This is a genomic window from Marinifilum sp. RC60d5, assembly GCF_052400665.1.
Taxonomy (GTDB): Bacteria; Bacteroidota; Bacteroidia; order Bacteroidales; family Marinifilaceae; genus JBQTGK01.
On the sequence record NZ_JBQTGK010000016.1, the window covers coordinates 58,640 to 73,296 of the forward strand.

General features: G+C 32.7%; 13 protein-coding genes and 1 rRNA gene. 8 read left to right on the plus strand and 6 right to left on the minus strand.

Annotated features, from left to right (window positions below):
* Positions 1–93: 93 nt before the first annotated feature.
* Together tssD (ACT3CE_RS18220) and tssD (ACT3CE_RS18225) are read right to left on the minus strand one after the other, a co-directional pair.
* On the minus strand, positions 94–492 hold the full coding sequence (gene tssD / locus ACT3CE_RS18220) for a type VI secretion system tube protein TssD (protein WP_444711195.1): 399 nt from the start codon (positions 490–492) through the stop codon (positions 94–96).
* A gap of 257 nt (positions 493–749) precedes the next feature.
* On the minus strand, positions 750–1,136 hold the full coding sequence (gene tssD / locus ACT3CE_RS18225) for a type VI secretion system tube protein TssD (protein WP_444711196.1): 387 nt from the start codon (positions 1,134–1,136) through the stop codon (positions 750–752).
* 514 nt (positions 1,137–1,650) lie between these two features.
* On the opposite strand from tssD (ACT3CE_RS18225), the gene ACT3CE_RS18230 reads away from it, so the two are divergent.
* From ACT3CE_RS18230 to ACT3CE_RS18240, 3 genes are read left to right on the plus strand one after another with little or no spacing between them, the layout of a single operon-like run.
* Positions 1,651–2,235 (plus strand): NlpC/P60 family protein, encoded by a 585-nt coding sequence (locus tag ACT3CE_RS18230; protein ID WP_444711197.1) that lies wholly within the window; start codon positions 1,651–1,653, stop codon positions 2,233–2,235.
* The gene (locus ACT3CE_RS18235; protein ID WP_444711198.1) at positions 2,225–3,148 is read left to right on the plus strand and encodes a hypothetical protein; all 924 of its coding nucleotides are present in this window, start codon (positions 2,225–2,227) and stop codon (positions 3,146–3,148) included. The genes ACT3CE_RS18230 and ACT3CE_RS18235 overlap by 11 nt, the downstream gene beginning before the upstream one ends.
* A gap of 9 nt (positions 3,149–3,157) precedes the next feature.
* The gene (locus ACT3CE_RS18240; protein WP_444711199.1) at positions 3,158–4,024 is read left to right on the plus strand and encodes a TssN family type VI secretion system protein; all 867 of its coding nucleotides are present in this window, start codon (positions 3,158–3,160) and stop codon (positions 4,022–4,024) included.
* 73 nt (positions 4,025–4,097) lie between these two features.
* Here the strand turns inward: ACT3CE_RS18240 and ACT3CE_RS18245 are convergent, their stop codons facing one another.
* From ACT3CE_RS18245 to ACT3CE_RS18255, 3 genes are all read right to left on the minus strand, one after another.
* On the minus strand, positions 4,098–5,447 hold the full coding sequence (locus ACT3CE_RS18245; RefSeq protein ID WP_444711200.1) for a DUF5458 family protein: 1,350 nt from the start codon (positions 5,445–5,447) through the stop codon (positions 4,098–4,100).
* Between the two features lie 4 nt (positions 5,448–5,451).
* Positions 5,452–5,904 carry a hypothetical protein gene (locus ACT3CE_RS18250; protein WP_444711201.1) on the minus strand — a complete coding sequence of 151 codons (453 nt, stop codon included), beginning with the start codon at positions 5,902–5,904 and terminating at the stop codon, positions 5,452–5,454.
* 99 nt (positions 5,905–6,003) lie between these two features.
* Positions 6,004–8,424 carry an AAA family ATPase gene (locus ACT3CE_RS18255; protein ID WP_444711202.1) on the minus strand — a complete coding sequence of 807 codons (2,421 nt, stop codon included), beginning with the start codon at positions 8,422–8,424 and terminating at the stop codon, positions 6,004–6,006.
* Positions 8,425–8,690: 266 nt separating this feature from the next.
* Between ACT3CE_RS18255 and ACT3CE_RS18260 the strand changes: the two genes are divergently transcribed.
* The 5 genes from ACT3CE_RS18260 (at position 8,691) to tssO (ending at position 13,752) form a co-directional block, all read left to right on the plus strand.
* On the plus strand, positions 8,691–9,125 hold the full coding sequence (locus ACT3CE_RS18260; RefSeq protein ID WP_444711203.1) for a GPW/gp25 family protein: 435 nt from the start codon (positions 8,691–8,693) through the stop codon (positions 9,123–9,125).
* A 16-nt stretch (positions 9,126–9,141) separates the two neighbouring features.
* Positions 9,142–10,935 (plus strand): hypothetical protein, encoded by a 1,794-nt coding sequence (locus tag ACT3CE_RS18265; RefSeq protein WP_444711204.1) that lies wholly within the window; start codon positions 9,142–9,144, stop codon positions 10,933–10,935.
* Positions 10,935–11,951, plus strand: a complete 1,017-nt coding sequence (locus tag ACT3CE_RS18270) for a PKD domain-containing protein (protein ID WP_444711205.1) — start codon at positions 10,935–10,937, stop codon at positions 11,949–11,951. Before ACT3CE_RS18265 ends, ACT3CE_RS18270 begins: the two co-directional genes overlap by 1 nt.
* A gap of 7 nt (positions 11,952–11,958) precedes the next feature.
* On the plus strand, positions 11,959–13,113 hold the full coding sequence (locus tag ACT3CE_RS18275; protein ID WP_444711206.1) for a hypothetical protein: 1,155 nt from the start codon (positions 11,959–11,961) through the stop codon (positions 13,111–13,113).
* A gap of 129 nt (positions 13,114–13,242) precedes the next feature.
* Entirely contained in the window at positions 13,243–13,752 is a 510-nt protein-coding gene (gene tssO, locus ACT3CE_RS18280; RefSeq protein ID WP_444711207.1) for a type VI secretion system TssO, read from the plus strand.
* A gap of 634 nt (positions 13,753–14,386) precedes the next feature.
* Here the strand turns inward: tssO and rrf are convergent.
* Positions 14,387–14,497: ribosomal RNA gene (gene rrf, locus ACT3CE_RS18285) — 5S ribosomal RNA — on the minus strand.
* Positions 14,498–14,657 lie beyond the last annotated feature (160 nt).

Below are 14,657 nucleotides of genomic sequence, written 5' to 3' on the forward strand. Positions count from 1 at the left end.
ACAGGAATTAAATTTTTAGAGTAATTAATTAGCCTTAAGGCTATTGTCTAAAAACAGTAATCATTTATTTAAAAGGACAGAAGGGTTTTCCAATTAACCTTCTGCATTCCAATCGTTTACAACTGAAACATTCTCGAGATTTATTTCACGTGCCGACAATTTCATTTTAGTACTCATGGGGTATGATCCTTCAGAGTGAAAATACTCGTGGTAGGAAACACAAAGTGCATCTGTAAAATCGAGTCTTTTTAAACGCGACATAGCATCACGACGGTAAAAGGTTATACTTCCGCTTTTGCGTGCATCAGCAGAGGCCATCCAGTCAAAAAATTCAGTACTAGATGTTGATTCAAGTTCAAGTTCAATAATTCCTCCACCAACAGGCTTTTGTGAAGCGCGTCCGTTAACAGTGATGGATTGATCCATTCCAAAATGACAATTAATTACTTTTGCAACAGTATTGTCTATAATAAATTCAGCCAGAAATGACATATTGATTGAGTTTTACATTGGGATTAAAAACAGGCTTATCCGTTAAAAAATGAGTTTAGATATTGGTTAAAATAAGGAAACGAAAACGGAGAATTTAAAAAGTAAGCTATCGCGGCTAACGATAGCTTTTTTATCAGGATTTTTTATTCTTTATTCAGATAATTTTATAGTTTTACCCTATTAGGAATACGTGATGGTATCCTGATATTAGTTTGAAAAGGACGACATAGATATGTCGTCCCTTTTACTAAGTGCGTTTATACCCACTCATTAATGTGTTCACCGTTACCCATTTTAATTTCACGGGCAGAGATAGTGAACGATTCAGCCATTGGCATGTTATCGAAAGCATTGAATTTTTCCTCGTATTTTACAAGGTAACCTTCGGTAAATGACAATTCTTTCTGTTTAGCGTCAGTATCGCGTTTCAAGAAAGTAACTGTGCCATCTTTTCTCTCAAAGTTGTTACACATCCATTCGAACATATCAGTATCATCAGTACTTTCAACTGTTAACATGATACGACCACCACGAGTAACCGATGATGGACGACCGGTAGCATCAACTTCTTGAGTTAAATCGTAATTACAGGAAAGAACATTCATTGTTTTTCCACCTACGTTTAATTTCGCCTTAAATGACATAATAGTAAAATTTAATGTTAATAATAATAATAATATACATGTGAAATTATGAATAGTATTTTAAAAATCCAATTAACTATCGAAGTAAATTTACAATGAAGGTATGGAGGATATAGGAATTAACATATAAAAAGTATTGGGTTTTCTTTTATTAATAAGGCTTTCTGAACTATTTAGTAATTATTTTCATGTTTCTTATTTTATTTTTTATTTGTAATAGTTGTAAATAAGTGTTTTATGAAAAAAACCACTTCGATTGATTCTCTTATTTGGAAAATATTAAATTGCTTGAAACTGCTCGTAATTCCTTATAAAATCAGTTTTACGCTTAGTTTAAATGAATAAATTTACCTTGAAATATATAACATAAAAAATAAATAATAATGATAGTTTAATGCTTCTTTTGTTTTTTTTATGAAGAATTACGGTTTAATATTTTTTCTTGGTTAGAATCTTTCATAATTTTGCTAGTATATTTTTCTAAGATTTAGAATAAATGTTTATATGGTAAGCAATGCGGATCAATAGTATTTTAATAATTACAAATAATGATTGCAGAAGAGCGATTGTAGCACTTTGTTTATTGATGTGTTTGGGTGGTTTATTTTCTTGTGGTTCTAAAAAAATAATTCATAACACAGTAAACACCGATGAGCCTGATGTAATTGCTTTAAAAGAAAAGTATGCCGAAATTCTTGATATTGATGATAACAAAATAAAAAATATTAGACTGTATAAAAATATTGATAATTGGGCAGCTATTAAAGACTCTAGTTTGCTTAAAATAAACTCTTTAAATGTGAGCTTTGTTCAGTATTTATATTATTTTAATTTTAATACTAAATTGCCAGGAGAGATTGAAAATCTTTATAAGTCTCGTAAAACATACTTATATCGAGATTGTCATTTTTTAGAGACGGGTGATTTGGTTTTTTTTAAAAGGAAATCTCATGCTACTAAAGAGGTAGGTTTTTATTTAGATAATAAAATATTTGTTGCTGCCGAAGTAAGAGGTGATCTTAATTTTTATCGCTTACAGGATTCAATTTCTAAGTTTCATGTAATTTCAAATGCTAAGATTGTAAAGGATGGTGAATAAAGAAGCCTTACATGGGTACCTGCAGGATATAAATGTTATGCCATTTAATTTAAAGGCTGAAATAATAGCTAATCAGTTGTTTGAGCGTGGTGTCTCTGTCGATAATTTAATTGTACATTTGAATAGTGCTTTTAATCGTCCGTTTAGAAGGGATATTGAAAAAGCACAAGTGGGTATCGAAGAGGAAAGTGATTTGTTAACTTTATATCTCTCGAGAAATGGGATTTATGATTTATTACCCGAAGGTCTTATTCATGAAAGAAGCGAAGGAAATGGAAGAGAAAATATTCAACAGTTAATTCATCTTCATCAAAAGCAAAAACGAGAAGAAAAAGAGGCAAGGAAATTTTTTAAGCCTTTCGAGAATGAGTTATTTGCCATATCTGTAAAAATTGAACAGCAGGAAATGGCCTTACTGAAAAATCAGGATCATCAATTTCAAAATTTCCTTATTAAATTTTGGGATGTTAATCCTAATTTAACAGAAAGTCAAAAGCTTTTTCTTCTTAAAATTGCTCCTTTGGCTCATTCAATAAAAGGTAATCTTACGCATATATGTAAGGTATTACAGGTGTTTTTAGGGAAATTAGTATCCTATAGTAAGGAGATGATATGCATAAAAAGTAAGGAGAGAAAAGAGGGGAAGGGGCTTATTTTAGGAAGAAATTTTATAGCCGGAAATGCTACCGAAGAACTTCCAATGTTACGATTTCAGGTTGAGGGACTTGAAGAGCATGAAATTGTAGATTATCTAAAAGGTGGTTCTATTTATGAATTTATCGAGGAGTTTTTAGAGTATTTGTTGCCTGTTGAATATGAGTTCGAAATTAATTGTAAAACGGATCAGAAATCATCACCTAATGGATTTGGTGTGCTTGGTTATTCTGCCGTATTAAATTCCCGTATAAAATAAATTGGTGTTATGATATTAAAAAGCTTATTAAATGGGGATGTTAATGTGATCTCTATATTGTTTCTCTTTTTTGGAGCGATGTTTTTTGCTTTTTCAAAAAGTTTAAAAAAATTGTTTTCCCACGATAGAAAGAAAATGATTTTATATCTTCTTGTAGCAGCTTTAGTTTATGCAGTTTGTGCTCTGTTTACAATTGGTAATTTGATGTTTTACGATATTTCATCGAACTATATTGCAATAATGGTAATTAGTTTGTTGTCTGGTTATCTTATGATTCTTGCTTTGGAGAAGTATTTTGAATGGCCGGAAAAACTCAAGTGGTTGGCCCAATTAATGTTAATACTTGTTACTGTATTGGTTGGTTTTATTGTATTTATACAAATTGCTGGCCGATTTGGGGTGAGAGGGATGCATTATTTCTTTTTGTCGGCCACAATTAGTATGATTCTGCCATGGTTGTTTCTTCATTTATTTAATAGCGCCATGGATATTCCTTTGGCAATCTATAAGATGTGGGAATACCCAATCAATAAAAAATATGTGAGACCAGAATATGAGGATTTAAAGAATCCCTATATTATTACACTGGAGTTTTTGAAATCGAAAGATGCCGAATTTGTTTCTCGATTTAGGGTTCGTGCTCCTGAAAATATGGATTTTGGGATGTTCTTTTATCATTTTATTAACGATTACAATCAAAAACACCCTGAAGAATTGATAGAGTACGGTACAAAAGAAGAAAAATTACACAACTGGATTTTTTATCGAAGACCCCGATTTATAGGCAGGTGGAAGCAGGTAAACACAGAGCAAACGGTTTATAGAAACAACATTAAAGAAAATAATGTTATCGTATGTCAGAGGTTAGACGATTAGTTGATAGGATAAATAAAAAAGACTTGCTAAAATATTTTAGCAAGTCTTTTTTCGTAGTTATGAATAGTGTATGTTAATCTTGTTCGTATTCGCTATCCCAATCATTTCCATCATCTCCTTTTTGACCTTCCATTTTTATTAAGAAGTTCTTAGCTGGAAAATATGGTTTCATATGAATGTCAAGATGAACACGATCTTTCTGAATTGGATCTTGCTCGAAGCGTTTAATTGTGAAGTTTTCAATTAATTTATCCGGACCTGATATGGTATCTAAGAATTGAATAATTTGCTTTAAAAGGTCCTTTCGGGTTCTGGCATTAAAATTCTCAAAGGCTCTACGATTAAGAAAATCCATCATCACCTTGGTTACGTAATCGAAAACTCTTACAACAGAATAAGTCTGAAGACCTAAGTTAGCACCGTTAAAAAGGGTTTTTGCGGAGAAGGCCATTACTTTTCCATATTCGTTTACCATTGGGATTAAGCCCATTTTTTCTAGGCTGGAGATTTCACTTTTGCGAAGATCAAATTTAACCCCTTGTACTTCGTTAAGACCTCCAAATTTCTTACCCGCTGTAACCTGCGACATAAGAGTTTGATATACTTTACCAGCTAATGCACCAGCAGGAGGCACAAAAAGATCATCTTCTTCGTTTACTTCGTCGAATTTTCCACGGCCAACAAGCCAGTTGCAGGTCATCATTACGTTCGATCGAAACATGTCACCACCAGAAAGTTTTGCTGCGCTAAACATTTCCATTACATCATCTGGTTCGTCTAAATGTTCAAAATCGGTAATCATCATTACCTTATTGTCATAAGCGATTTTTCCCCATTTTTCAATTAACATATTCGATCCTAAGTATCCTGGAAGTACTAATAATCCATAATTTTCACTTAAATCAAGTCGATCGTAAGTATTTTTTATTTCGGCAGATACCGCATCGATGTATCTTGTGTTATCCAAATCTTTAATTTGATCTGGATCTGCATTCATAATGGAGATATTCTTGACTTTATCTTGTTCAGTGTTTTTATAAAATAAAGCTGTGCTTCGATATGATTTTTCGAGATCTCTGGTTTGCTCTATTACAACACTAAGATTTTTCTTAAGTGTTTGAGCAGTCTCACTTGCCTTTTCTTTGCTTTTGGTAATCATCTCATTAATATCGCTTGAGCCATTGATAGCCTCCGACCATATTTCGAGAGTTCTTTTTAACTGTTCGCGTTCCTCTTTTTTTGAGATTTCTGTGAAGAATATTTTTTTTCTGGCTTTACGTTCAGGATTCATATTCTGAACTCCTTCAATAGCGGTTTCGAGTAAATCAAACCCTCCATATTTTGCCAATTTATTAATGTTCTCCTTTAAGGGTAATTCGTTAGTTGCTACCGAATTAGCTATTTGTTCTTTGCTTTGTACCATTTTGTTATCTGTCCAATTTGTTCAATTCATCAATTAATCCGCTTATGGCGGCTGAAAGAGCAGCTTTTGCTTCAGGATCGGTTAGAGCAGCCTTTAAAATCTTATTTGTTTTTAACTGTTTAATAATTTTATTGTGCTGCTCTTTTTCTGTAGTTAGACTTTTAAGAAACTCACTTTGGGAGGTAATGCCTTTTATGCCAAAATCGCCCAGATTTTTAAAGCCTAATGTTTCTTTTTGGCTGGTTCCTTCTGATGTTTCAAAATCTACTTCAATTTGAGGTTTAAAATGTCGAAAAACATCTTCTATAGTATCAAGCCCTTTAACAATATTGGGTTTGATAGGTGCATCGTAAGTTAATTTTTCTACTAGTAAAGTTTTGTTTTGTGGAATTTCCTGGATAGCCTCACCGGCATCTAATTTTACTTCTGTTCCACCAAGCTCAAAATTTCCGCTCATGCTTTCTATTTTTAAATGTTTATTAATAGGTTTCTTTTGTAAAATATAATTGTCGGATTTGGAGTGGTTTTAAACAATCACTTTTTAAATCCAGTTGTTTTATTTAACCTTAAGTTTTAGATTGTTATTTTTACTAAATGATACTGTTACTTTTTGTCCTGGTTTTAGTTCATTGCTAATGATCATTCGGGATAAGGGAGTTCGCAGTCGGGTGCGAATAATGTTTCGAAGTGGACGAGCACCATATTGAGGAGAGTATCCTTCTTCAGCAAGCTTTTCCCTGGTTTTATTATTAATTTCCAACTCAATTTCCTGTTGACTAAGTGCTTCTGTTAGCTCTTTAAGTTGAAGATTGAAAATCTTAGTGATGTTCTCTTTTGTTATGGGTGCGAAGGGAACTATTCCGGTAAGTCGACCTAAAAATTCGGGGCGAAAATAGTTTGCCATGCTTTCCATTAACTTATCAGAGGCTGGTAGTGTTTGTTTTTCGTTGAATTGATCGACAATTGACTGACTTCCAATATTGGATGTGAAAAGAATAACTGCATTGGAGAAATCTCCGGTTTTACCCAAGCGATCATGTATGGTTCCTTCGTCAAGTATTTGCAGAAAAATATCGAATACAGAAGGGTGTGCCTTCTCTATTTCATCAAAAAGGACTACAGAATAAGGTTCTTGTCTAATCTTATTTACAAGCATACCTCCTTCTTCGTAACCAACGTATCCCGGAGGAGCTCCATAAAGCAAGGCTGCTGAATGCTCCTCTTTAAATTCAGACATATCGAAACGAATTAATGAGGCTGATGACTGAAACAGGAAGTTGGCAAGCTGTTTCCCTAACTCGGTTTTACCTGTTCCTGTGGGGCCTAAAAAGAAAAATGAGCCTATTGGTTGTCCAGGTCTGTTTAGTCCGGAGCGTGATTCAAGTATCGATTCACAAACTGCCGTTACAGCCTGATCCTGACCTATTACTGAAGATTTTAAGGTATCTTCCATTCCCAGTAAACGATCGCGTTCGCGAGTCATTATTTTTCCAACAGGAATGCCACTAACCCTTGCAATAGTTGTAGCTAAATTATGAAAGTTAATTTCATTGGTTTGATTTGCGATTTCATATCGTAAAAGATCGATCATATTACGGCAGTTGGTTGTTTGTTCAACTGTTTCGTTTGATTCATCTTGGGGTTGACCAATATAGGTGAGGAATTTCCGAAGGCCAGCATCAATAATGGTAAGGTCAGAAGATTCGCAATCTGTTGCTTCAAGTTGTTTTTCTAACTGATCAATCTCACCAGGTAACGTATCCATTTGTGCTCGGGTACCTGCCATTGTACGGTCTATAAGGTCAATAGCAGAATCGGGTAATTTTCTTTCACTAAAATGTCGTGAGGCGAGCGTGACAGCTTCGGCTATTTGATCTGTATGGATGCTTAGTTTGTGGTGATTCTGAAGTTGTGATATTGCGCTTAAAGTCATCTCAACAGCGTGATTGTGATCTGGTTCTTCAATATTTACATGCTCGAAAAGTCGTTTTAAACCACTATCGCCATCAACGAGTTTACGAAATGAATCGTTCGGAATTGTTGCTATAAGCACAAAATACCCTTTGTTAAGTTCCGATTTAAGAAGATGAATTATACCTGTATTTCCCGATTTATCGTCAATAAGTGTTTGAAGATCATCAAGAAATAATATGGGACGGTTTAATTGTCCTAACTGCTTAAATACTTTTCTAAGTCTATCTTCAATTTCTCCTTTATAAGTAGCTCCAGCCAGGATATTTTCCATTTGAAGCTTAAATACTTTCGATTGAGTAAGAAGATCGGGAACTTTTCCCTGAGAAATAATAGTAGCCAGTCCGTTTACAATTACCGATTTACCAACTCCGGATTCACCTGTAATAAGTATGTGCGGCTTAGTAAACCGACCAATGGTTTCTGTAATATTTAACAACTCCTGATCTCTTGCAACTACCACCGATAATTGCTTGTTTTTTGCTAAAAGAGTTAGGTCGGTAAGGTATTCAAACTCGCTTTTTGTTTTATTCTCTTTTGTTTTAGTTGTATTTATTCGTTTGGCTGGAGTAAATATCTCTAGCAGTTGATCGCGTTGAAGAGGGAATGTTTTTAGTTGGTCGAAAGTAAATCCTACTCCTGGTGTGGTTAGTGCTGTAAGTACGCTAAGTGAACTTAGTTCGGATTGTTCTGTGAGCAGATTAAGTTCTTCTGCTTCTTGAAAAATATTTTCTACTCCATCATCAGCAGGAATTGGATTGGAGAATTTTGTGCCTTTAGGATAGGATTCCATGCGAACTTCAGCCCATTCTTCCATATAGTAAACATCAATATCCATAGCAAATAGTTCCTCCCGTAATCCGCTGTCTTTATGAAGAAGCCCTTTTAGTAAATGGGCAGGAGAAAAGCAGGGATTACTATATTCTTTGGCGCAGGATTGTGCGACTATTATGGCATTTTTAATTTCTTCGGATAGTTTTAATATGCTATTTTCGATTTGTACCATATCGTATTAAATAATTTAACAATATTGATTGTGTAGTTGCAGTAAAATTAGGGCATACGTATCATAACATTCCTAATTATATATGAAATACCTATAACAAATATAATTATTATATTTGATTAAAATAAGGATTGAAAATATGTTTTAGTTAAATTTAGATGGAAGTGTTTGTTTTTTTTGATAAATTCGTACTTTCTTTAGTGTTTGATAATCTATAAATAAGCTGCTATTTATTTTACATAGCGGTTTTAATTAAAAATAATATTTTGAATAAGATATACTATGCATTACCATTGAACTTTGGGAGATTGTGTAAAAAAAAAGATCATGAACATTGTACTCTAAAAGAATCTATATCTCAGCATTTGTATTTAATAATAACAACAGCTTTAGGTGACTGTTTGTACGATGAAACATACGGATGTTCCATTTGGGATAGCGACTTTGACAATGAAATTAATGATAGCAGATTAAAAGCACAAATCAAAGCAGGATTATGTTTATCAATCAAAAAACATGAAAACCGTTTGGAAGATTTAGGAATAGAAATATCCTTTTCTCAGGCATTGGTTAATGTTGGTGAACATGTAACGAGCATGAAAAAGAAGCTGGATTTGGTGGTGACAGGAACATTGACACAAACAGATGAGCCTTTCGTGTTTTCGGGATACTTTTTTATGGGACCATTGTCCTATTATTAAAAATGATTTTAAGTAAATGGAGCATAAAGAATTAATAAAAGAGAGAATGTTGAGGCAGGCATCACGTATGTGGGCCATTGATGAAGTGTACGATGAGTCCTCTTTTGATCCCTTAGTACGTATTTTAATTTCTGCACTTGCCGCCGAAAGTGAGTCAATTTACCATGAAATGGATCAAGTGCAGGATCGTGTAGCCCAAAAGTTGATGAATCAGCTGATTCCTCATATTCATGGAGGTGTTCAGCCAGGTAATTCGGTTGCAATAATTAATCCTACAGACTCGGTAACTTGTTTACCTGCAGGTTATAAGTTTTTAAGTAGAGTGCGAAATGAGTTTGATGCCCTTAAGGAGTTGCAGTTTATTTCCCTACAAGAAGCTTTTCTTTTCAAAGGAGGTATTAAGTATATACTTTCTAATTCAGCTTGCTATCAGATGACTGATTATCGTTTTAAGTCTCGAATTGAATCTGATGTTTTGAAGGGAATTAGTATTGATAAAAATGAAGTGCTTCTTGGCATTGAAATACCGGATAATAGTGATGGATTAAATCTTTTTCGCTTATTTTTTGATTTTAAGGAAAATACAGACCTTAGGGATTCTTTTTATCGTCAGTTAAAAAATGCAACTTTTTACTTTAACGATGAAAAATTAGAAGTTGACTTTGGTTTATATTGTGATGAAGATGAAGAATTGACTATCGATTGGGGGAGTTCGAAAAATGAGCTTATTGGAATTAAAAAAAGAGTTTTGTCTTACTATAATAGGCAGTTTATAGGAATAAAAAGGAACCAAAAACAAGATTTTAGCATTAACGACACCTTAAACGAAGCGAATATATGTTGGTTGCGAATCTGCTTTAATGAGGATTTTGATTCTGGATTATTATCGTCCGTAAATTGCTTCGCTAACGCATTGCCAGTTGTAAATCTTACCGAACACGAAAAGGTTTTTAAGAGTAGCGAGAACTTATCGGTGATAAGTTTACAGGATGAAGAAGCCTTCTTTGCTCTTGATGTGGTAGAAGGTGATGATGGGGTTGTTTATGAGGAGTATGGAGCTCAAAATGGAAGTGAATGGGAAAATGGGACTTTCCTATTGAGGAGAGATGGTGTAGCAGGTATGTCTACTGAAAATGCGAACGAAGCGATTAATTTTTTAATTGGAAAATTAAGAAATGAAAGTGCTGCATTTGCAATGCTCGATAATGGTAAGTTTTCCGATGATTTAAAAATACTCGGACAAATAATTTCTCGATTACAACAATCGGTAACTCAAAAGAAAAGATATCACAGTCCCGTGTATATGTTTTTAAAATACAGGGAAATTGCAGATACAATATTTGTGAAATATTATACCACTGCTGGTAAAGTATTAAAAGGAATAAAACCAAACACTCCAATATTACCTTATAAAGGATCTTTAATTCAGCAAACTGGGGGGTATTTTATTACACCAATGATTGGTGCCCGTAATGTTTTAAACTCTGACGAACAATTGTATAACAATAGATATATGATGCTGTCGGGAGGTCGGATTGTTACTAAAAAGGATATTAAAGCTTTAGTTGCAAGTGTTTTTGGAGAGGAAGTGGATCAAATTGATATTGAAAAAGGATTAATGGAGAGTCAGGATTCCCGGACGGGGTTTGTGAGGACTATAGATATAAAGTTAACTACTAAACGTGAACTTAGTAAAGAAAATACAATAGTGTTCGAAGGTCGCGAAGTATTACATGCTTTAGAAGAAAGAGGAAGTAATATTTATCCTTACTGTTTATTTATTAATGGAATGCAAATATTCAAGCAATAATGGCAAAAAGTAATGTTAAGTCTCGTCAGTTTAGAATTGACTCAATGATTTCAAATTTTTTCATATTTCTGTTGATTCCTTTGGTTGCGCTTTTAGGGTTTAAATACTTCACTAAAGAAACCCTACCCGAAGTGAGTTTTGATGTGTTAGGAGACGAACATTTGGAAAATGAAATGTTAAAGTTTAGAAACAATACAGCAGGTGATCATTCGTATGAATGGAACTTTGGAGACAGTACAGACTTGGTTCAGGAAAGATCTCCAATACATATTTATAGTCAACATGGCGACTATACGGTTACGCTTATTGTGGATAATCAATTCGAATATCAAGAATCAATTCATGTTGAGCGTAAAAAAGAAGAAGAAGAGCCTATGGTGGTTATTCCAAGAATTGCAGGTCCTAAAAAAGTATACGTAGGAGCTTCAGTTTTTTATACGTGTAGCACAAAAGGAGGACACTCATGGGCGTGGCGAGTGAATGGCAGTAATAAGATTTATTCAAACAAAAAATCTGTAAAGCTTACCTTTTCGAAAGCAGGTTATAAAACAATTAGTTTAGAGGTGGATGGGAATAGTGAATTTATCGCTGAAAAGAAAATTTATGTTGGAATTAAACCAAGAAGAATGCGGCAAAATACTTTGTCGAATAATGTAAAAAAACCTAAAAAAGAAGAGGAATATATTCCAGAAACACCCGAGGTTTATACCATTTTTGACAATATTGAAAGGGAAAAAGTAGAGGATGAAGCATTGCCATCTGATGCTGATTTTACAGCTATGTTTTTGAAAATTGCTAAAAAAACCGGGGATAAAAAGAAATTTTTAAAATATTTCTATGATAATAATAAATATTTGATGGTTAAATGCAATGGAGACTTAATCACATTTGAAGAACTAATTAAGGATGTTGAAGGAGTTAATATTGTATTAAAGGAATTTACTACAGTCCGTAGAAATAATACCAAAATAATTAATGTTACTGTACGATATAAGAAAAAAAGAAGATTAAATTAGATTTACTATGATAAATGATAAACAAATGTGTTTACCCGTAAACTGGGTGGATGGCATGAATATTAATAAAAAACATTTTATTGCTCAAGAGAACTCATTCATTAAAAATAGTATGGGTTTAGCAAATCTATCGGTATCTCCCTTAAGCTTTGGTATTGTGAAAAGTGAGAAAGATTTTTTATGGATGGATATTGATAATGATTTACAACTTTTAGTGAATTTTAAGCCTGTGGATATTATTTTTCCGAGTGGTTATCAATACAAAATTCTTGATGGAAAAGAGTTTACTAAGGAGTTTAAGTGTGATTTACCTAAAGTAGAAAGTGATGCAGTATACTATGTTATTTTATCGGTAGATCCTTTTTCTCGACAACCAATAGGAATGGCCGATGTAGCAGAGAGTCCTATTCGAAAGCCTTTTGTGATTTCAGAAATGAAAATTTCAATTGTAGAAGAAGATGAGTTGTCGGAGATACTATTAGGACTTAACCATATAGTAATTGGTAAAATAATAAAAATGGATACAAACTGGAATATCGATTCAGATTATATTATTTCTTCAGTTTTTATCTCATCAAACCCAGATTTGTTTGATGTTTACAGACGAGTAGAAATTTACCTTAGTTCAATTGAGAAATATTCTTCATCAATTATTAATAAAATTCGATTAAAAAAACAAGATAATCCGCTAGCGAAAGCTTTAAATGAAATTTGTTATAAACTATTAGATTTTTTAAGTATTACATTATCAAAATATAGGATTTCAATTCCCTATTGTCCTCCGGTTGAAATGATCTTGTTGGTTATGGATTTAGCTCGTATAACGAAAAATTCGTTGGATGGATGGCAAGAATGTGGTAAAGATGAATTTATGACATACATTTCAGATTGGTGTAATATTAATGAAGGTGAATTTGAAGATGCATTAAATAAGGTAATTAAGCATCGATATGACCATAATAAAATAAATTATTCTGTTGAGGTAATTGTAAATTTGCTTAGTTTATTAGAGCAAATGCTCACTACGCTTGCCGGATTAGATTATATTGGTAAAAAGATCGAAACAGACCTGTTTGTGAAAGAAGAAACCCTAATGGAAGAGAAGATTGAAGGAAGCACTACGGCAAAGAAAAAGAGACCTTTCTTTTTTGGTAAAAAATAGTGTTCAGTAAATTTAGAAATTAAAATAAAAAGCTAAAAAATATGAAATATGCATATTTAAAGCTTTGTGTAAATAAGGGATTGAATGTATGGCAAGTTCCATATGTCAGAAACTTAAAATATAAAACATATGAAATCACTTAATGTTAAACAACGAAGAAAAGCATTTATTAGTTTTTTTCTCTTGTTTTTACTAACATCTTCTCTAGTTGTTGTTATAGTATTTTTTAATTTTAAAGTACCTGAAAAGGAGAATCAATATCTGCATAATAGGCTAAATTATCTAAATTTAGAGCAAAAACAGACGACTCTTTTTGCCTCTAAAATGGATAAAGTAAAGTCTTTAATTGATTCAATAGGAATAAAAGGAACTAATGTTGAGTTTACAGATCAGTTAATTTCAACAGAATTGGCTGTAATGAGAAGTAAGTTTATTGCAGAAGATAGTACTTCGCATATTGGAATGTATAATAATATTATTCTAACTTATTTAGAGTTAAAGGAGGCAAAAATTGAATTGCTTAATTTGGAGGATGCTAAAACAGATCTTGAATCTTATAGTAAAATTATTGAAGAATTAAAAGAGGAATTAGAAGCAAAGCAAAGAGATTTAGACATATACAGACACAATGCCAGATAATATAAAGTAAATTAGTAATAAATAATTGTTTACATAAGAGGTGAAAAAGCAGTAAAAATGATTAGTAACTAAACATTTTTACTGCTTTTTTTTAACTCTTTGAGATATTGGATGGATAGTATATTTAGGTTTATATTGATTTTAAATTAAAGATCTAATTATGAAAAAAACTTGTGATGATGTGTATGTGTAAGCCTAAAAATAGATCTAACTATTTCAAAAGTTAACAATATTAAGAAATTGAGTTAAAAGTAAATTGCCGTAGTATTCCATAAAGTGTGTAAGTAAAGTTATTCTGATTTTTTTTGGAGTCCTTTTCTAGCTCAGGAAAATAATTAAAACTTTTAGATAATAAAGAAACTAAATCCTTATCCCAGGCTGTAAAGCACATTTTAAATTTCTTAGGAATATCATATAATGATGATGAAAACTTGCTATTTAGCGTCTATTTAGCGTTCATATCTATCCCAATTTATATGAGAAGAATAAGATAGGCGATAAGTTTTGAGGATGTATTTTGCAGCTTTAGTAAAAGAACGGTTAATCTCCAGATTACTTATAATTATTTAATAATATTAAGTTAGATTAGAGAATAAAAAAAGAGCCTTATTCACAAAGAATAAGACTCTTTAAAGGTTGGCGTCGACCTACTCTCCCACCTTTCAGCAGTACCATCGGCGCTAACAAGCTTAACTTCTCTGTTCGGAATGGGAAGAGGTGGAACCTTGTCGCAATAAACACCTAAATTCGTTTAGATATTTTTACAGTATAAAAAGTATATAATATTATCTTAATCAGACATTATAAAAAAAGAGTCTTATTCTTTACGAATAAGACTCTTTTAAAGGTTGGCGTCGACCTACTCTCCCACCTTTCGGCAGTACCATCGGCGCTAACAAGCTTAA

Coding starts and splice junctions, on each gene's coding strand:
- ACT3CE_RS18255 (WP_444711202.1), bottom strand. CDS start 8,424: ATGGTACAAATCGAAAATAGCATATTAAAACTATCCGAAGAAATTAAA.
- ACT3CE_RS18275 (WP_444711206.1), top strand. CDS start 11,959: ATGATAAATGATAAACAAATGTGTTTACCCGTAAACTGGGTGGATGGC.
- ACT3CE_RS18245 (WP_444711200.1), bottom strand. CDS start 5,447: ATGGTACAAAGCAAAGAACAAATAGCTAATTCGGTAGCAACTAACGAA.
- ACT3CE_RS18235 (WP_444711198.1), top strand. CDS start 2,225: ATGGTGAATAAAGAAGCCTTACATGGGTACCTGCAGGATATAAATGTT.
- ACT3CE_RS18230 (WP_444711197.1), top strand. CDS start 1,651: ATGCGGATCAATAGTATTTTAATAATTACAAATAATGATTGCAGAAGA.
- tssO (WP_444711207.1), top strand. CDS start 13,243: ATGAAATCACTTAATGTTAAACAACGAAGAAAAGCATTTATTAGTTTT.
- ACT3CE_RS18265 (WP_444711204.1), top strand. CDS start 9,142: ATGGAGCATAAAGAATTAATAAAAGAGAGAATGTTGAGGCAGGCATCA.
- ACT3CE_RS18270 (WP_444711205.1), top strand. CDS start 10,935: ATGGCAAAAAGTAATGTTAAGTCTCGTCAGTTTAGAATTGACTCAATG.
- ACT3CE_RS18250 (WP_444711201.1), bottom strand. CDS start 5,904: ATGAGCGGAAATTTTGAGCTTGGTGGAACAGAAGTAAAATTAGATGCC.
- ACT3CE_RS18240 (WP_444711199.1), top strand. CDS start 3,158: ATGATATTAAAAAGCTTATTAAATGGGGATGTTAATGTGATCTCTATA.
- tssD (WP_444711195.1), bottom strand. CDS start 492: ATGTCATTTCTGGCTGAATTTATTATAGACAATACTGTTGCAAAAGTA.
- tssD (WP_444711196.1), bottom strand. CDS start 1,136: ATGTCATTTAAGGCGAAATTAAACGTAGGTGGAAAAACAATGAATGTT.